26 protein-coding genes and 1 pseudogene are annotated in these 17,053 nt (G+C 61.8%); 1 reads left to right on the top strand and 26 read right to left on the bottom strand.

Annotation, left to right across the window (positions count from 1 at the left end; all coding sequences use genetic code 11):
* Positions 1-32 precede the first annotated feature (32 nt).
* From NCT32_RS05620 to NCT32_RS05500, 26 genes and pseudogenes are all read right to left on the bottom strand, one after another.
* Positions 33-446: a head decoration protein gene (locus tag NCT32_RS05620; protein WP_250489976.1), complete on the bottom strand. Its 414-nt coding sequence runs from the start codon at positions 444-446 to the stop codon at positions 33-35.
* A gap of 27 nt (positions 447-473) precedes the next feature.
* Positions 474-1,079 (bottom strand): hypothetical protein, encoded by a 606-nt coding sequence (locus NCT32_RS05615; protein WP_250489975.1) that lies wholly within the window; start codon positions 1,077-1,079, stop codon positions 474-476.
* A 23-nt stretch (positions 1,080-1,102) separates the two neighbouring features.
* The gene (locus NCT32_RS05610; RefSeq protein WP_250489974.1) at positions 1,103-1,999 is read right to left on the bottom strand and encodes a S49 family peptidase; all 897 of its coding nucleotides are present in this window, start codon (positions 1,997-1,999) and stop codon (positions 1,103-1,105) included.
* Between the two features lie 13 nt (positions 2,000-2,012).
* On the bottom strand, positions 2,013-3,533 hold the full coding sequence (locus NCT32_RS05605) for a phage portal protein (RefSeq protein ID WP_250490000.1): 1,521 nt from the start codon (positions 3,531-3,533) through the stop codon (positions 2,013-2,015).
* A 144-nt stretch (positions 3,534-3,677) separates the two neighbouring features.
* Positions 3,678-3,953: a gpW family protein gene (locus tag NCT32_RS05600; protein ID WP_250489973.1), complete on the bottom strand. Its 276-nt coding sequence runs from the start codon at positions 3,951-3,953 to the stop codon at positions 3,678-3,680.
* 17 nt (positions 3,954-3,970) lie between these two features.
* Positions 3,971-5,992, bottom strand: a complete 2,022-nt coding sequence (locus NCT32_RS05595) for a phage terminase large subunit family protein (protein WP_250489972.1) — start codon at positions 5,990-5,992, stop codon at positions 3,971-3,973.
* Positions 5,970-6,548, bottom strand: a complete 579-nt coding sequence (locus NCT32_RS05590; protein ID WP_061117471.1) for a hypothetical protein — start codon at positions 6,546-6,548, stop codon at positions 5,970-5,972. Before NCT32_RS05590 ends, NCT32_RS05595 begins: the two co-directional genes overlap by 23 nt.
* A gap of 193 nt (positions 6,549-6,741) precedes the next feature.
* On the bottom strand, positions 6,742-6,951 hold the full coding sequence (locus NCT32_RS05585) for a hypothetical protein (RefSeq protein WP_250489971.1): 210 nt from the start codon (positions 6,949-6,951) through the stop codon (positions 6,742-6,744).
* A 6-nt stretch (positions 6,952-6,957) separates the two neighbouring features.
* Positions 6,958-7,644 (bottom strand): hypothetical protein, encoded by a 687-nt coding sequence (locus NCT32_RS05580; RefSeq protein WP_250489970.1) that lies wholly within the window; start codon positions 7,642-7,644, stop codon positions 6,958-6,960.
* Complete coding sequence (locus NCT32_RS05575; protein WP_250489969.1) at positions 7,644-8,288, bottom strand: hypothetical protein; 645 nt, start codon at positions 8,286-8,288, stop codon at positions 7,644-7,646. The genes NCT32_RS05580 and NCT32_RS05575 overlap by 1 nt, the downstream gene beginning before the upstream one ends.
* An 85-nt stretch (positions 8,289-8,373) precedes the next feature.
* The gene (locus NCT32_RS05570; RefSeq protein ID WP_250489968.1) at positions 8,374-8,559 is read right to left on the bottom strand and encodes a hypothetical protein; all 186 of its coding nucleotides are present in this window, start codon (positions 8,557-8,559) and stop codon (positions 8,374-8,376) included.
* A 119-nt stretch (positions 8,560-8,678) separates the two neighbouring features.
* A complete protein-coding gene (locus NCT32_RS05565; RefSeq protein WP_250489967.1) occupies positions 8,679-8,885 on the bottom strand; it encodes a hypothetical protein in 207 nt (68 codons plus the stop codon).
* A 733-nt stretch (positions 8,886-9,618) separates the two neighbouring features.
* A complete protein-coding gene (locus NCT32_RS05560) occupies positions 9,619-10,017 on the bottom strand; it encodes a hypothetical protein (RefSeq protein ID WP_250489966.1) in 399 nt (132 codons plus the stop codon).
* A gap of 191 nt (positions 10,018-10,208) precedes the next feature.
* Complete coding sequence (locus NCT32_RS05555; RefSeq protein WP_034474013.1) at positions 10,209-10,457, bottom strand: hypothetical protein; 249 nt, start codon at positions 10,455-10,457, stop codon at positions 10,209-10,211.
* Entirely contained in the window at positions 10,454-10,579 is a 126-nt protein-coding gene (locus NCT32_RS37235) for a hypothetical protein (RefSeq protein WP_284508488.1), read from the bottom strand. Before NCT32_RS37235 ends, NCT32_RS05555 begins: the two co-directional genes overlap by 4 nt.
* 455 nt (positions 10,580-11,034) lie before the next feature.
* Positions 11,035-11,439 (bottom strand): annotated as a pseudogene (locus NCT32_RS05550) (hypothetical protein); the annotation flags it as partial.
* A complete protein-coding gene (locus tag NCT32_RS05545; protein ID WP_250489965.1) occupies positions 11,436-11,804 on the bottom strand; it encodes a DUF4406 domain-containing protein in 369 nt (122 codons plus the stop codon). The pseudogene NCT32_RS05550 and the gene NCT32_RS05545, both read right to left, overlap by 4 nt.
* The gene (locus NCT32_RS05540) at positions 11,801-12,139 is read right to left on the bottom strand and encodes a hypothetical protein (RefSeq protein WP_250489964.1); all 339 of its coding nucleotides are present in this window, start codon (positions 12,137-12,139) and stop codon (positions 11,801-11,803) included. The genes NCT32_RS05545 and NCT32_RS05540 overlap by 4 nt, the downstream gene beginning before the upstream one ends.
* A gap of 68 nt (positions 12,140-12,207) precedes the next feature.
* Positions 12,208-12,741, bottom strand: a complete 534-nt coding sequence (locus NCT32_RS05535; protein WP_250489963.1) for a DUF1064 domain-containing protein — start codon at positions 12,739-12,741, stop codon at positions 12,208-12,210.
* Positions 12,738-13,913, bottom strand: a complete 1,176-nt coding sequence (locus tag NCT32_RS05530) for a replication protein (protein WP_250489962.1) — start codon at positions 13,911-13,913, stop codon at positions 12,738-12,740. The genes NCT32_RS05535 and NCT32_RS05530 overlap by 4 nt, the downstream gene beginning before the upstream one ends.
* A 1-nt stretch (position 13,914) precedes the next feature.
* Positions 13,915-14,589, bottom strand: coding sequence for a phage antirepressor KilAC domain-containing protein (locus NCT32_RS05525; RefSeq protein ID WP_250489961.1), 675 nt, complete (start codon positions 14,587-14,589; stop codon positions 13,915-13,917).
* A gap of 23 nt (positions 14,590-14,612) precedes the next feature.
* On the bottom strand, positions 14,613-14,801 hold the full coding sequence (locus NCT32_RS05520; RefSeq protein ID WP_250489960.1) for a hypothetical protein: 189 nt from the start codon (positions 14,799-14,801) through the stop codon (positions 14,613-14,615).
* Positions 14,798-15,019, bottom strand: coding sequence for a hypothetical protein (locus tag NCT32_RS05515; protein WP_250489959.1), 222 nt, complete (start codon positions 15,017-15,019; stop codon positions 14,798-14,800). The genes NCT32_RS05520 and NCT32_RS05515 overlap by 4 nt, the downstream gene beginning before the upstream one ends.
* A 144-nt stretch (positions 15,020-15,163) precedes the next feature.
* Positions 15,164-15,358, bottom strand: coding sequence for a hypothetical protein (locus NCT32_RS05510; RefSeq protein ID WP_250489958.1), 195 nt, complete (start codon positions 15,356-15,358; stop codon positions 15,164-15,166).
* Positions 15,355-15,579 carry a hypothetical protein gene (locus NCT32_RS05505; RefSeq protein ID WP_250489957.1) on the bottom strand — a complete coding sequence of 75 codons (225 nt, stop codon included), beginning with the start codon at positions 15,577-15,579 and terminating at the stop codon, positions 15,355-15,357. Before NCT32_RS05505 ends, NCT32_RS05510 begins: the two co-directional genes overlap by 4 nt.
* A 78-nt stretch (positions 15,580-15,657) precedes the next feature.
* Positions 15,658-15,921 (bottom strand): YdaS family helix-turn-helix protein, encoded by a 264-nt coding sequence (locus NCT32_RS05500; protein WP_250489956.1) that lies wholly within the window; start codon positions 15,919-15,921, stop codon positions 15,658-15,660.
* 53 nt (positions 15,922-15,974) lie between these two features.
* On the opposite strand from NCT32_RS05500, the gene NCT32_RS05495 reads away from it, so the two are divergent.
* The gene (locus NCT32_RS05495) at positions 15,975-17,018 is read left to right on the top strand and encodes a S24 family peptidase (protein WP_250489955.1); all 1,044 of its coding nucleotides are present in this window, start codon (positions 15,975-15,977) and stop codon (positions 17,016-17,018) included.
* Positions 17,019-17,053 lie beyond the last annotated feature (35 nt).

The raw sequence follows: 17,053 nt of genomic DNA, 5'->3' as shown, positions 1-17,053 counted from the left end.
TGGCGGGGCCTTCGCATTAGTTCAGTTGAGGTTTAGCTCGGGTCAGCAGCCGAGACCGAGGACTTGAGATGGATCCCGAGCGGACGCAGCGCGTCTTGAGCAGCCGTCGACGTGATGCCCGTGCCGAGCGTGACCGCGTTGACGTTGAATTCGCCTTCGAGGTACACGCCTGCCACCACATCACCAGCGCTGCCGTCAGCATAGTCGGCGAGGATCGCCGTCGGCGTCTGGCTACCGTCGGACGAAGCCGACAGCGCAATGGTGTACTTGCCGCTCGCGGTGATCTTGCCGAGCACCGTGCCGCGCGCGAACGGGCCGCCGGTGATGGTGACGTTGCGGGTGACGAGTTGCTTCGGGCCGGCGATCAGTTGATCGGGAACGAAGGTCTGTGCGGAAGCCGACGGGACTTGGGGGTTCTCCCCGACCGTGGTAGGAGTCAAAGCCATCTGAATTTCTCCGGGTTTGGGGAGGGATTACTGTTCGCCGCGGCGCATACGGCCGGCCGCGAGGATCTTTTCGGCGAGCGTCGGTTCAGCTACAGGGGCCACCGAGGCGCCGGGATTCGCCGGCCGCGCGTGCGCCATACGCTCATCAAGCGATTTACGTGCTGGAGCGCTCGTCGCTGCGGGAGCGGCCGCCGCTGCTCTGGGAATAGCGAACACGGAGAGTTGCGCACCCGATCCCAAGATCGCGATCGCGTCGGCCGACGAGATCCGCGTGTTGAATGCCATCTTCGCGGCCTGTTCGACGTTGCCGGTCGCGATGCCATGCGCCAAGATTCGCGCGCAGCGACCACGCTCCGTTGCTCGAGCGGCCTTTTTACCATCGTCGGTCTCTTCGTCGGCGTCGGCATCGTCGCCGTCGACGTCGTTGCCTTCAGCGCGCTTGGCCTCTTCTTCCTTGCGCTTCTCTTCCTCGGCCTTTTCCTTCTCGTCGAGCTCTTCCATGCGCTTGGCGTAATCCTCGTCTGACTCGCCTTCGCGCTGATCACGCTCGTTCTCTTCGGCGCGCGCGGCGCCGGCGCGGCTGAGCAGGTGGGCGAACGGCGCCACGCCCGCAAGGGTCTTCTTCAAGCTCATTGCATACCTCGTGAGAGTGTTGTTTAGGCCAGCTCGGCTAGCAAGGCCAGGAGCGCCGCATCTGGCGCCATCACTGCGTCTGCAAGCCCTCGGCTGACGCCGTTTTCGCCCATGAAGCAGGCGGCCTGCATCTCGCGCACAGCATCAGCAGCGAGATTTCGATTACGGGCGACGGTGTTAACGAACAGTTCGCCCATGGTGTTGATGTCGGCCTGCGCGGCTTCGAATGCTTCCTTCGAGAGCGGAATCTCCGGATGGAAGTCCGCTTTGCGATCGCCGTACGTGATGAACGTGACTTGGTAGCCAGACGCGGTCAGCGCCTTCGACCAGTCCACGTGCATCGTGATCACGCCGATCGAACCGACGCCGCCGGTGCGCGGGACGATAATCTTGTCGGTCGCGCTCGCAAGCGCATAGGCCGCCGAGTACGCCGACTCGGAGAGAATCGACCACATCGGTTTGTCGCCGCGCAACGCGTACACGGTATCGGCAAGGTCGAAGCAGCCTGCAACCTCACCGCCCGGCGAATCGATGTCGAACACAATCGCGCGCACGCCCGGATCAGCATGGGCGGACAGGATGCTCTGCCGAAGTCCGTCGTATCCGGTCATCCCCGAGTACGGCCGCAGTGACCGAAGCTTTTGGACCAGCGTGCCGCGCACGGTGATCATCGCGATGCCGGTGTCGGCAATCATGTCGTAGCCGTGATCGATGACGCGACCAGCGCGAGTGTCGGACTCGTATTCCTCATCCCACGCGCCGAACGCCATCGGGCTAATGGTCGATCCATCGAGTCGCCCGATGTGCGAGATGCCGAGCCGGTCAGCAAGAGACGCCATAACGACTTCGGCCTTCTCTCGCTTGATCGCCAGCGGAGTGTTGAACATCCGCTGGCTCAGAAACGCCAATTGGCCGTGCATAGCCTCTCCAATGTCATTGCGCCTTCGGCTCCTGTGTGACCTCGTCCGCCGTCGCGTCATCTTTCAGCGTCGAGGGAAGAGGAATTCCGCGATCCTTGATGTACTGGATCTCGACTGCCCTCTGATCGATGTTGTCGCGCCAATCGTTGCCCGACAGCTGCGCCGATTCGTCTTCGAGCGTGGACAGCCCGGACTCGATCCCGAGCGCCGCGCCCTGACGTTCCTTCATCGGATCAACATAGCCGCGGCCCGGACCGATCCACCACGCACGGGTATATGCCGCGCGCGCCATCGCGAACTCGGGCGCTCCTGACGGAAGCGGAAGCTCACCGATGTCCATCATTTCCTCGACCATCGCGCACAAAATAGGCTGGCCGAACCCGCGACCGAAGTCGCTGCGCCGGCGATCGAATGTCTTCCACGCCTCAAGCGCCGCAGCGCGGTACGACGAGTAGTTGACGTCGGCCCAGTTCTGGGTGATCTGTTGCGCCGACATGCCGGTGCCTGCCGCCACGTTACGCAGCATGGCGTTCTCGAACTCGGCGAAGTTACCCGCCGGCCGTGTCGCCGAGACCGTGTTGATCGTCTCGCCGGGGAAAAGGATCGGCAATCGCGCGCCGCCGAGACGGAGATCCGTCTTGTCGTGGAACTCGGCTCGTGCATCCTGATAGCCGTTGTATCCATCGACCGCGTCTTCGCCATCACCAAGCGCCTCTGTGACGAGCTGCTTGTCGAACGGGCTCGTGACGTACGCGCCGAAGATCGCATTGATGATCGCTGCGTCGAGCTCGGTGCCGTCGTACTTGATCAGCATCTTCAGCCGCTGCAGCACAGGCGTCAGGATGCCCGCGCCGCCGCGATGCTGCGACGCCCGGTCGAAGTCATAGTCGTGGACGACGATCGGACGGCCCCAGTCGGTTTCGGCGGCGATCCGCTCCCACGTCACCTGCTTTCCGCCGCTGAACCAGTCTCCCTGATGTGCCTTGCGAATGTGGTACGCCACCGGCGCACCGTATTCGTCAACCTCGACGCCGCCGCGCATCGTCTGGCGGTCGAAATTCTGTTGCGGATTCGACAGGCGATCAGGGTCGATCAGCTGCAGCACGGTCGCATAGCGCGCGCCGCGCGGCAGGCGCTCGGGCATCCACTGGAGGATCGCGAGCGCGTCGCCGTCGACGATCTTGTGGCGGAATGCAAGGCGCATCATCTGCGGAATCGTCAGCTTGCGCTGCGCGTCGCAGAAGTGCGCCGGATCTTCCGACCACGTGCGCCAACCTGCCTCCAGTGCGCGCCCGAATTCGTCCGCCCACATGTGATCGAACTTCTTATTGCCGGTCATCGCAGCGAGCGCACGATGGTCCGGCTTCGAGATCGGGCGAAAGTCTGCGCCGATTACATTGTCGAGCGTGCGCGTGACCGCCGCACTCGCCCAACCATCGTTGCGCACCAGATCGCGCACGCGCGAGACGATGCGATCGCGATATGGGTTGAGCTCGCCATCGGGAGACCAGAGCACCGGGTTCCAGTCCCGCATGTGCTGACTGGACATGTCCGCCGCGTCGAATGCGCTGGTGCTGCCGTACCCGCTATAACTGCCGTTCAGCGCGAGCGCACGGCTCTTGCGCTCCGGCAGCGGCTTCCCGTCCGGACCAAGTAGCTGTACGTTCGATTCCATGCGTTATCGCCGTGTGAAGGTGATTCGGTTTGCTCTGCGGGGCGACGAGACGATGCCGAGCTGCGCCTGCATCAGTTGGATCGCCGCAGCCAGTTCCGCGAGGTTCGCGCGCGTGTATGTCACCGACCTGGTGCCGTCTCCCTGCGTGTACGAGTACGATTCGCCTTGCGCGCCGGTCGACAACTGAATGTAGATCTGCTGCGCATTGGCAAGCGATTGCCGCAGCTCTGTCTGATCCATGCCGGCGAGCAAACTGCGGCTCGGGTCGAAGCATCGCAAGATTTTTCTCCTATGCTTCAGCCGGCGAGCCGCCGAATCCGAGAGCGTTTCTCAGGCTGTGCCTGTTTAATGATCGGTCCGTCTGGGCGTAGCGGCCGCGCGGCGCTAACGACATCGAGCTCGACCTCCTGCCGCGTCTCCTGGGCAGGCGGCACGAGATCAGCCGGATCCGCCTGCACCGCTTCGACCCGATGGTTCAACTTCAGGCCCATGTGCATGAGGCCGCACAGCGCCGCGTAGCCATACACCCGAATGTCGAGCGCTTCGTTCGCGCGCCCGGGCGGCAACTCCCACACGCGAAACTTCTGCCCGTTGGCGAACTTCGTCACCGAGCGCTCCGAGATGAGCTGCGCGAAGTAGTTAATGTCGCGGTCAGTCGGGAAGTGCATATATCCGGCCGGGTACGTCAGCACGCCGTCGTTGTCTTCCGGATCGCGCCGCAACCTCTCGCGTATCACGTCCTTCGCTGCGTTCACGCCGATGATGACCGGCCGGAACGTCGATTTCGTTCGAGACGACGGCCGCTTCGTCGGCCAGACAGGTGACCGCGCGCCGCCGCGCGCCGACTCGCCCTTGATCGCCCAGATGCGGCGCCCGAGCCTCGCTTTCGCAAACTCGTACACCTTCTGCGTATGGTGACCACCGGAGTCGATACACGCGGCGGAAACTGCGAAACCGCGACCGTCCGCGCGCCGCCAGATCCGCTTCAGATACTCGTCGATGCGTTTCCATAGCTCCGCGCTCTCGGGGTCGCCCTCGATGACCGCGTGATCTATGGACCAGCTTTCCTCGTTGTGTCCCCAGCCGATCGTCTCCAACTCGACGCGATCGTCCTGAACGTCACCGCCGACAGTGATCAGACCGACGCCGTCGGGCACCTCCGCATCCCAGACCTCGGTCCGAGCGGCCAGCCGGGTCTCGCTCAGTGCGCGATCGCCGCGATCCTCATACGGCTCGCCGAGCACGAGGTTGATGAACGTCTGCCGCGCGAGCAGGTCGTCCTTCACTCGGAGCCATTCAGCAACGAGGTTCGACCAGCACGCGTTCGGGAAAAGGCTGTAGCCGGCCCAGATATGAAACCCAGCATGCCCCTTGAATGGCTTCGTCGCGCGCCACTCGCCGTTCGTCACCATGTCGGCCTTGTCGGCCTCGTGGATGACGCAGCCGTTGTGCCGGCAGACGTAATAGACGCTTTCCGGGATACCGTTACCGTGCTCGTCCTTGTCCCACTTCATGCCGTACGGCGTTTCGGGACTGCCCCATTCGAGCACTTGCCGCTCGCCGCAGTGCGGACACGCGACGAAGAAGTAGCGCTGATCGCTCTCGCTGAAGCTCTTCTCGATCCGGCTATAGCCCTTCACCGTCGGCGTCGAGCCGAGCACGATCTTGCGATTCCAGAACGTCTCCGATCGCTTCGTGCCGAGCGCGATCTGATCGCCTTCGTTGCCCGCGCCGTCGACCGGATAGGCGTCGACCTCATCGAACATCACGACGCGCGACGTGATCCGCCGAAAGCCCGCCGGGCTATTCGCGCCGACGAGCGTCAGGCTCGAACCATTGCGGAACGTCTTCGCAAGGATCGTCTGATCGCTGTTCTTCGCCTTCTGATCGCCCGCGATCGCCGCGAGGACCGGCGTGTCGCGCAGCATCGGCGCGATTTCCGTCTTCGAATAGCTCTCCGCATCCTCGACGCGGGGCTGCACTACGAGAATCGGCGAAGGATCCTGGTGGATGAAGAAGCCGACCGCGTGATCCATCAGCTTCGTGTAGCCGACTCGGGCCGACTTCATGACGCTGATCTTCTCAACGCTGGGGTCGGTTACTGCATCCAGCATGCCCCTCTGATAACCGAACGCCCGGAAGCGGCCGGTCTGCGCACTCGTCTCGCGCGACAGAACCGCATAACGCTCGGCCCATTCGCTCAACGTCAGCTTCGGCGGCGGCGTCAGGTTCTGGCGAAGCGCAGCCGCGAGGCCCGCCCGCAACGCGTCATAGCCGCGCGCGTACCGCCTGGTGCTATTTAGGGTTGCCTGCTCCATCGCGAGTGAGTTCTTCGAGTGCTTCTGTGATGACCTCCTGCAACATGTCCTGCAACTCGGCAGGCGTCTTGCACCGATGGAGACGTGGTGCCTGTTCCGCGGGAATTGACAGCAGGCGGGTTCGGACCTTGGCGTATTCGGTGCCGACTGCTTTCGCCACTTCGGCAACGTCGATAACCAGACCGGAGTCGCGGTCGTATTCGAGCTGAGCCTTCAGCCCGAGATAGTTCTCTTTGAAACAGCGCGCCGCGTCGAAGTCGAGCAGCTCGACGTTGCCCGCGAGAATCCGGTCCGCGACGTCAGCGGCGTCCTCGCGCGCGCCGAGCGTTACCTCGCTCGCTGCCTGGGTAACAGTCTTGCGTTTGTTACCCTGCGTCGCTTGGGTAACACTTTGGGTAACAGCCGGTGCGCCATCGCGACGGTACTTTTTAAGCAGCGCGTTCGACGCGTCGACATCGACTTCATCGCCCGCAAACACAAGCCAGCCGCGCTCCTTCCACTTCGTGACCGTCTTTCGACTGACGCCGTGGAGAACCGCAAACTCGCTCTGCTTCATCGCTCTGAACTGTTACCTGTTACCCAAATTTGAAAAGTTTGTGGCTAGAGAAAGATCGCGCGCGCGCAGTGCCCGCGAAGCAGAAGGGCGGAGAGGGACCCGGTTGTAAACCATACCTATGAGCCCTCCCAAGCCCGCCCGCCCCACCCTCCAGACGCGCATCTTTTACAACCATCCCGCGCGCCGTCCCGGGTCAGTAATCGCCGTTCCTCAGCATCACGATGCCGGGCACGTCCGAGTTGATCGCGTCGTCTTCACTGATCTGCGCATCACCAGGCAGCCCGACGGCCTGCAACGCCACGTTGAGAAGATGCTCAGCGGCAGACGCGCATTCAGCGACGACGACCGCGGCGACACCCACCGGATAGAAGCCAGTGAAGTTCGTGCACTTGTAGATCCTCATCGTCGATCACCGTGCCGTCGCGAGCGCCTTTGCAAACGCCGCAGCAAACTCGGCGCGATATGTGGATGCGACCACCTCGCGGCCGCGCTTGCCAAAGTCGAGATGCTGCTTAACCGGCTGCGCATCGCCGAAGCGGATCAGCAATCGCAGATGACTTGTCTTGTTCGCGCCGCGCATCGCGACGCCGCGCTTGCCGCTGCGCTTGATCGCCTTCACGTCGGTCGGGCGCTGCCACACGCCACCGATCGATTCGCCGCTCGCCGTTTTGATCGTACCGACGAAAATGTCCGGTCGACCCTCCAGACGCTTCAGGGCGGTGCGACTGAAGTTGCCGTACTGGTTGAGCAGCGCCATGTCCTTCGGATTCAGCCACGTCTTGCCTGCGCCGATGAGCTTGTGCGTTCCGCCAAACTCGTATGGCGCGAGATACGCGGCCGCGATGTCCTTCACGAACACCAGCGCTTCCTGCGTGTTCTTCTTCGCGGCCTTCACGCCGATCGAGTTGACCGTGAAAGGCGTGGGGCGATCGAACACTTGAGGGAGGGCCGCTTTCTCGGCGGCCTGAACGCGTTTAGCGACTGCCGTCAGCGCCTGTGCAGACGCGAACGTCAGTTGCTTGCGTTCGAAATCGTTGAGCCTCCGCGTCAGCGCGTCGAGATCCGACTGAACGCTGATGCGGATTGGGCTCTGCATTACTCGCCGTCCTTGATGGTCGGGTGATTCTTGAGATCGGCCAGACGCTGAATCAGGCGCTGGTATTCGTGCACGGCGCTATTGCCAATCATCCGCACCAGCGCTTCGATCTCGCCGATGATGGTCAGCGGATGCTCATCCGAGCCATTCTGGGAAGCAGAAAGCGCCGCGTCGGACTCCCCCGCTTCAGCACCGCCAGCCTCCGCATCAGCGGCGCCACCAGCGTCCAAAGGGACGGCATCCGACGACACGCTTGCAGGCGCTTGCGCATCGAGGTTCGGCGCGGCGGGCGTCGGGCAGAGCTCCGACGATCCCGCGCCGCCCGGATCAGCGATCGCGTCATTCACGACGGCGGATTCGTCGCTGGATGCTGCGGGCGAGGTCGAGGACGCGTCGGCGGGCTTTCCCGCGTCAGCCTGCGTATCCGAGCCGGTCGCAGACACAGCCGGGTCCTGAGCAGCCTGGGCATCGCCATCCGTCTGGGCTGGCGACGAGGTTTGCTCCCCCACGTTGGCGCTCGGGTCGACGCCCGCTCCGTTAGCGATCAGGTCAGCAATTTCGGCGCGCGTGATCTCGCGGATCGGTGCGACGGCCGCTTCTTCGTTGTCGAAGATAACGTTCTTTTCGGGGTTGAACTTGAGCATTGCAGGCTCCTAAAAAGAAGCGCCCCGGCGCGCGGCCGGGGCGTCTGAAAGGGCTTGGATGCCCCTGAGGAGATTCGGGACGCAGTCAGTGCGTCGGCAAGTAGCTGCGCAGCTCGATGAACTGCTGTTCGATGTGCGCGCGAGCTTCGGAAGAAAGGAAACGGAAGTTGCCGATGAACGATTCGAGGTTATCGACGAGCGCAGTCGCCTCGGCGCCACGGCTCACAAGCGGCTCGGTGGCGCAAGCTGTGGCGTCCTTCACGACGTTCATGATGGTCTCCAAATGCAAAAGCCCGCCGTCTTTCGACTAGCGGGCTTGGCAGATTTCGGGGTCGAGGCCCCTACCCCGAATTTTGCCCAAGGCGATTCCAAACCGCAAGCACTTTTTGCTTACCGATCAACTCGAATGTAGTTGTCCGTTCCAGCCTCGACAGATGCATAGAAGTACTCTGAGCCGGGCTTGCTTTCCGACTCGGCACGAGCATCCGCCTCCGTGGCGAAGAGGCCAAGGAATCGTTCGGGCGAATGCGCCAACGCCACCCAGCCAAAAAACCAGCCTGGGTTTTCGGTATCTTGCTTCAAGTTTGATTCGGTCATATCGAGTCTCCAAGGGAAGCGCGAGTATAGCCCGCGCCCTATTGACCCATTCATTCGATGAAGTACAGTTTCTCGGCGCGCGCTGCGCGTCACACGAAAACAATAGAGGGGGTCCTTCAGACATGGGCAGCATCAGAATCGGTGGATGGACACGTTTGTGGATCGCGGTATCCACTGTGTTCCTGATATTGGGTATATGGGGTGGCTACAGCGATGTCAGATACGTTCAAAAAAAGGCAGTCGATCAGTATGAGTCAGAGGTATCTGCAGCCCAAGCTTTCAGAGATTGTCGAGCGAAGGGCCCGCATACGCCGATTAACGCTGTAGACAGATGGCTGGGTGGTGATTGCGTTGAGGCGACCGGTGATCCAGATGAGAACTTTGCCGCCGCCGAAGCCAGAGCGGCTCAGAAGCGCGATAGCGCAATTGCTGCCGCAAACTCGGCCGCCGTTAGCTACGCCCTCAACCTTTTTCTGTGGCCGGCCGTCTCACTTGGCGCATTCTTTGCCGCGGTTGCCTGGATCAGGGCGGGCTTTCGACGGAGAGCCTGAACTCCGGCGATAGATGACATTCACGAAGACGCGATGGGAGGCGCCACTCCCATCCAAGCTCGGCTTCACGTCATAACCGATGATTTGGCAGATGTCGATCCCTCGTTGCGGCCGTGCTCGATCAAAACTAATGCACCGATGGGCGGTAGCATCGGCGCCCCCTCCCCGACGATTTCGCTGCGTCATGCCGACACCTCGACGCGGATCATGTTCCGCGCGACTAACATCGGGAACAGGCGCTCCTTCGCCGCCTGATATGTAGCGTGCTGGTCGCCCGCGCGACCGCTGCTCCACACCTGATAGCCGCCTTCCTTGTTGCGCATGCTGGTGCTGATCGCAGCGCGCTGCTCAGGCGGGAGCGCATCGACGCAGAGCTGCACCTGCTCCGATTGCTGGTCGTCCGCCCACTGATACGCGTCCTCGGCGTCCTCTTCGGCATTTGCCGGCGTCTCGTAGCCGCGGCAGGTGCGATCCTCCGGGCGGTAGAAATGCGAGAGCGTCTCGCGGTGCGACTGGCGGATCTGCCAGCGGTACCACTCCAGCAACATTTCCTCGATCTGTTCGCTCTGTTCGCGCGTCATGAAAACTCCCTCGTTGTATTTTCTGCAGCGACGCATCTCGTAGACGCTCAGCGCTGCTTTCTGGAATGCCTTGTTGCAGATGAACTTCGTCGTGCCGCCCCAGCTCGAACGGATCAATTCGGCGCATCCGAGGCACGTGGCCGACTGTCGCTCTTCGAGCACGATCGCCGGATCGCGGAAGTCGCCGCGCCTCACATCGCCACCATGAAGCTGATGCCCCAGTTCATGAGCCACGCGACAAAGCTATCTCGCAGCTCGGCATTGCGCGGGAACGGAAACTCGACTTCGAGCGAATCGCCATCGCTCTCGATCTGGCCGGCGAACGGGCAACCATCAAAGGCGATGACCTTGGCGCCCGTCACTCCGTCGATGTGCTGCCTGCTCGTGTCGATGAGGCTCTGCGGGACGTCCGCGTATTGGATGTAGGCGTGTGCGCTCACTGCTGCACCTCCGTGCGCGAATAAGCGGCGACAGCGAGAACAGACAGAGCGGTCCACATAAACACGAAAACGATGCCGGCGGCGGTCGTGCTCGGCGATGCGAGAGAGACGGCGGCGATCATTTCGTCACCTTTTGCGGTTGGATGGGAGCAGTCCAGCTCTTGCGCTTGATGCCGAGCGCCACCCAGAGCGCATCGAAGTTGTCCGGAATCGTCGTGTTCATGCTCAATCTCCCACTTCCATCTCGTTTAATCCGCTCTCAAGGAACGGGGCCAAAGTCTTTTTGTTGTCGTCGATAAAGGCTCGAGTGCGATACACGCCCGCCCTCACCCACGCATCGTCGAGGACCGGAATGCCGCTCCGCCGATCCTCGGGAATCCATGCATCAACCCAGACAAACGGCCGGATCGTGTTCTGCACCTTCGGAAGCGCAACCCTGTACACCGTCGTCTCCAGTGCTGCCGTCAGCTGAAACGGCTCCAGCGCATACCGCTTCCCGTTGCGGCCGCGCGGCGTGCGCCAGCGCGTGTCCGTCGGTATTCGAATCAAGCACCGCACCTTCTTCCCCCTTCAAATTCATCTTTCGAGCGCGCACCGGCTCCCAGCGCGCGAGCGCATCGTCGAATGCCGCGCATTTCTGCTCCCATGGCGCGCCGCTGCGGTCGAGCCATTCGTGACAGGCCGCGCAGCCCGGCACCGTGAACCAGTGCTTCGCCTTCAGCGCGCCGGCCTTTCCGTGCTTCGATTGATTCGAATGGCAGTCGACGACAGTCGGATCAGCCCAATCTGTCCACGGGCACTTCACGTTCAGGTAGCAGGGCTCGCCACGGCACGCCGCCAAATACTTCGAGCCGTCTGCCACCGTCGGCTTCTTCACGCGCCGCTTCATCTCCGAGCGGCGCAAAGACGTCGCGCGATCGGCTGTCTTGAACGGCGAGCGCTTCATCGGCGTCTTTCGCACGAGCGGCGTCGAGCGCTTCACGCGGCCTCCGCTTCGTCGAGCAGCTCGATCACCGCCTCCTGCGATATGACCGGCATGTCGGCCGCCAACCCGACGATGTGCGCTGCCTGCATGACGCGCAGGCCGAGCCCGCGTGCGAGCGTGTGTTCGACGTTCGCGCCCTTCGATTGCTCCCAGCCGGGAAGCAACGCTATGCCGTCGCACGTCACGAGCTCGCGGATGTCCGCGCGCATGGCCGTGAGCCAGTCCGGGTTCGGGCCGACGTCGATCTCTGCGGGATTGACGATCTCGAAGCCCATAGCGCGAAGGCGCGCCGCCTCGGCATGGAACGCAGGGAAGTTCAGTTCTGGCAGATTGGACATGGGTCCGGCGATATAGAGCTTCATGCCGCGACGCCTCCCCGGCTGCACATGGCGTAGATGCCAGCAATCAACGCGGCAACGTGAGGCGAAGCAGGTGCGGCGCGAGCGATCCGGCGCTGCTCAAAGTCAGCCGACGACGGGAACGCTTTCCCAGTCCATCGGTACATGACCGGCGGATGGCCGCCGTGAACGTGATGGCCCTTTCCGACTCGTTCGAGGTATCCCTGCGCTTCGAGCGTCACGAAGACGTTTTTCAGGATGTCGCGCGAGATCGCCAGATCCTCGACGACCGCGCGCAGCGTCGCGTGCCGGCGGCGCTTCAGGGTTTCGAGCACGAGGCGCTGGTTCAGCGGCATCACCTTGTGCGTCTTCTTCCTCGGCGGGCGCTCACTCAGATCCTGCCGCGCGTAGTTCTCATTGCATCGCATCACTTCACCTCGACAATGGTCAGCCCGCGCGCCGCCATCAGATGGCGCTTAATGCGGTATCCCTCGGTTACGCGGCCTTTCACGTCTTCGATGACCGTCTCGCCGCCCTTCTCGTAAACAAAATCCGCCACGTACCGCAGCGCCGGACGCTTACGGCCATCGATCACCACCGGCTCGGCCAGGACGAACGGCACCTGCAACTCCAATTCGCTGATCTCGCCTCGCACCTGCATCTGCAGCAGCTCGTGCCAGCGCTTCATCTCGCGCTTGCTGTCGAACTTCACGCCGCCGCTCTCGCATTTCTCGTTGCGGTACTTCGCCGGCTTCTTCTTCGCGACCGGAACCTTCGCAGCCGTCGCGAACGGGTCATATCCGGAGGCGATGTCGTCGAACTCGCTCGCCGGCTTCTGTCCGGTGCGGCGCATCAATTCGCGCTCGGCGAAGCTGCGGCCGACCGTGCGGTCCTCGCGCACGCGCGCGGTGCCGACCCGCGTCGTTCCTTCCGGGTAATGGAGGGCTGCGGTGCGCTTCACTGTTCCTCCTGCTTTGCAATCACGGCCCGCACGCGCGCGGCGATCGCCGGGACCGGCTCCTCGTCGTCGAATGCAATGCCCATTTCCTTCGCCTTGGCCTTGATGCCGCTCGCCGACTTGTCCCAATCGCCCGCATGAACCCGCGTTCCGTCAGGATTGCGCTTGATCGCCATGCGGCCGCGCACGTCGCCGTAGCCTTTCGGGCTGATCAGATAATCGAAACCCGCGTGCGGCGGCAGTTCGACCTTGTCGCGCACAGCCGGGAAATAGCGCTTCCACGCCTCCGGATCGGCCGCGAGCTTCGTGAGGAACGCGCGGATTGCGCCGGCACGCGCCTCGACGAATGCAGCCTCGTCCACAGTGCCGACTCGCTCCCCGAGCGCCTCGTTGAAGGCTCGGATCACGGCAAGTTCCGCATCGCTGTACGCGGTCTGGTACTCGTCCATCCAACCGCCGTCGTTCAACCAGGTGGCCGCGTGCGGTTGGTACTGCGGGTTTTGCCACTGCTCCGAAGTCTTGGCCCGCTCTAGACCTTTCATCAGGTCGTTGAAGAGCTGCTCGTCCGGGTTGGCCTTGGCAAATGCTTTTTCTGCTGCTTTCTTCGATCGCTTACGCGGGTAGCTCGCCCAGAAAATCTCAAAGCGTTCGCGAAGCGAGCGCGAAAGGGTTTCTTTTGGAGTTGTCTTTTGGTCTTTTCTTTTGGAGTTGTCTATTGTGTTTATCGTTTCGATAACACCATCGTTATCGTTTTGATAACCCTCGATGATCGTTTCGATAACAGTGCTGTTATCGTTTCGATAACCCCAGAGCTTCGACACATCCACTTTTGCCTTACCAGTCCACTGGCCATACGACTTATTCACAGCGAGGCAGAACGCGTGCTTGCCCGGCGTGCGCACGATGACGCGCATCTCGACCAGCTCGTCGATCGCCGTTGAAACGTTCGGCGGCAGCACGCCAGTCTTGTCGCGGAACTGCGTCAGGCTGATCTCGTCGGCCTTCTTGTTGTAGCCATAGGTCTGGCGCAGCAGGACCATCAGCACCTTGTAGTGGCGCTTGCCAAGGTCCGCGAGCGCCAGCGCTTCGAGGATTCCGTGAGCGATGCGCGTGAACCCGTCCTCTACCTGGACGGCGCGCTGCTCGGGCATGTGGATGACGTCAGCGAGTGCCATCTCACGCAGCCTCTGCGCCGTATTTGCGCTGCAGGAATACCTGCCCGCGCCCCGTCACAAGCGTCTTGAACGTCGGGTGCGGCTCCTTCGCCTCATCGATCCAGACGCTCTCGATCACGCGAAAATAGCCGCGATCCTTGTAGATTTGATATGGCAGGTTGTCCGCCATCAGGATGTGGTCGGCGCGGAGACGGGCGAAGAATCGATTCCGGCCGATGCCGAGAACAGCTGACATCTGCCCGATGGATATTGCGTCGTTCGTGTCGCGCACCGCATGCGCGAACTCAACGGCCGGCGCCTGCTCGGCAACCTTCTGCTCGAGAGCGATGACGCGTTCCGTGTACTGAAGCAGCGCACCGCGCAGAAATGCCGGATCGTCGAGATTGACGGCCGGTTGCGCTGCGCGCGATTCGAGTTCTTGCCAACGATCGACGAGGCGCGCGGTGAATTCCGGCGAGAGCTGCGCGACGATCACATAGCTGTCGCGCTTGCCGATTCGGTACACAGTTTCGGATCGCGGACGACCCAGCGAGTCGGCGAGCTGCTCAACCCCCATTGGGGGTTGGACGATCACGCCGCGCGCGGCCAGGCGCTCGATCGACTGCTTTACCTTGTCGTGGCGTGACTCGACCAACTCGGCAATTTCGCGGCTCGACATCGTCGGTGCGCCGGGCATCGTCAGATCGTTCATGGATGAGCTCACAGGTCGTTGTCGTGGCCGCACGGCAGCGAGCCGTCGGACGATTGGCGTGCGCCGCAGCCGATGCAGATCTTCGGCGCGACGTCCGGTGTTGCCGATTGATCCGTCGTCATCGGACCGAGAAAGAAGCGGCCCGTGTGAAGAAGATCCGCGCCGCCGAGCGAGGGCTGAAGGTCGCGAGCACTCATGCCTTCACCTTCGAAGCCTTGGCCGCCCGCGAGCAGTCGGCGTTGAAGCTTGCGAATTCGCGCGAAAGCCCGACGCGAACAGCAGCGAGTTCGCCCGGAAAGCGCTCGCCGCGCGCCGCAACCGCACACAGGGCGTCGCGGATCTGCTTCTGCTGCGCAGCCGGAAGTTCCGGCGGCAGCTCCGGCACGGAGAGAACCGGATTTGAGTTGTTTTGCATGGGATCTCCCGCCTCCCGCCGGTAGGCCGGTCAGTAGTACTGAATCGGAACAGAAGAAGCCTGGCGATCAAGCTGCTTGTGTATCGACTCATCCATGCAGGTGTCGGCCTCGTAACCGACTTGCTCCGTCAGTTGTCTGACGTTTTATTCCCCGCGCCGCCCAATGTGGGCCACTTCAAACGCGGTAACTTCGGGGTGCAGCGGTCCGTATGCAGAGCGCAGGACTTGATACCCGAGGTATTTCTGAGTTGAAACGCCCAGACTCGCCGCCAAAGCAGCCAACTCCCCAGCTTCAGGAATCGGAAGTTCAACGAGGAAGCTGGTTTTCCCTTCCTTCATGCCGTTACAGCGCTCCCAACTTGGGACGACCCGACACTGACGCCCAAAAGGTTCGCTGGCAAAGTGCCAACCGTGCCAAACAGAAACAGCTTGGCAATTCGAGCAAGCGCAGCGGAATCGTGATCGATCCCATGCAGAGCCTTGTAGGCCTGCAATCCCTCGTAGACGGGGTCTTCGAGGCGGGTCTTAACTTCATTTCGAAACTCGGTGCGACGCGACATAGAACCTCCCTAACAAAAAGAAAAAGTTGAACGATGACCATCTTTACCGCGGGTGAGACCAACCTCCTTTTCTTCAACCTAGATTTCGGCTGCCCGAGAAACACGCAATATCTCGAAACCTCGATAGTCCGGCCGAAGCTTTTCGCATGTGATGCGTTCGTCTTTCAGCGCGTCCTCTATGAACGGGCACGCCTCGACCGGAGCACGCTTATCCCGATTGATCCACTGCCAGACGGCCTGCGTGCTGCTTCCTATACGGCGCGCAAAATCGGCCTGGCTGTCGCACAGGGAGACAGCGAGCTTCAGGGTGTCGAGGGCGAGGTTTTGGGCGGCGGTATCCATAGCCACCATCATAAACCTTTGTTTAAAGAAAATCAAACTCTTGTTTATGGCGCATGAACACAATTGTTTATACGATGCGCACCATGAGTCTGGGAAAGAACGTCAAGCACCTTCGCGCCTTAGCTGACATCGCACTGGAGCCCTTGGCGGAAGCCCTGGGCTTAGAGCGTGCTGCCGGCCGTCAAAAAATTTATGCGCTGGAAAAGCGCGAGAGCCGAAAGTCGGACATCGCGTCCGATCTCGCCAGATACTTTGGCTTTCCTGTCGAACGACTGCTCTCTGAAGACCTAACCAGCCTCACAAAGGACGAGTGGCTGGCGATCCGCAGCGCCTACTATCATTCCAATCCACCGAATAACAGTCAGAAAAGCGGCCAGATCGAGCAATCGACAGCGTCACCGCAGGCGGATCATTCCCGAACAGAACTTGGGCGGACGGAAGCCCTGCAGCGGGTGCAGGCGGCCGGCAACTCCCTCGGGCTCTCAGCAATCGATATTGCGAAGGCCGCAAACGTCGACCAAAGAGTGGCCGGGCGTTGGCTACGCGGCGAAGGCGATCCCCCAACTTTGGAACAGGCTGTTGCGCTCCAAAACAAGTTCGGGATCAATGCTGTCTGGCTAACAAAGGGAAAGGGAGATCCAGGCGTCACCGTTCGCTTCGCGGACGAGTTTCAGCCGATCCCTATAACGAATTGGAAGGCGATACCTGTGGTTGGCATGGCACAACTTGGAGATAACGGCTACTGGGCCGACTTGGAATACCCGGTCGGTCACGGCGAAGGCTACGTTACTTTCCCGACAAATGACCCGGACGCCTATGCGCTTCGCTGCGAGGGAGACTCGATGCGTCCCCGCATCAAAGCCGGAGAGTTTGTCGTCGTTGAACCCAACCATGAAATCGAGCCCGGCGACGAGGTGCTTGTGAAGTCCATCGATGGGCGAGTGATGGTCAAGGAGTTTTTGTATCGCCGCTCAGGCCGGACGCACCTCATCTCCACGAACGACGCGCATCCTCCAGTAGCCTTCACGGACGAAGAAATCGAGAAGATGCATTACGTGGCCGGCATCGCCAAACGAGCGATGTGGCGCCCGGACTGACCAGTTCAGGCGCGTTTGTCATACCGGAAACCGTA

Source organism: Caballeronia sp. INML2, assembly GCF_023631365.1.
GTDB classification, from domain to species: Bacteria; Pseudomonadota; Gammaproteobacteria; order Burkholderiales; family Burkholderiaceae; genus Caballeronia; species Caballeronia turbans.
Note: the sequence above shows the minus strand (reverse complement) of the source record. Positions and strands in the feature narration are given on the sequence as shown.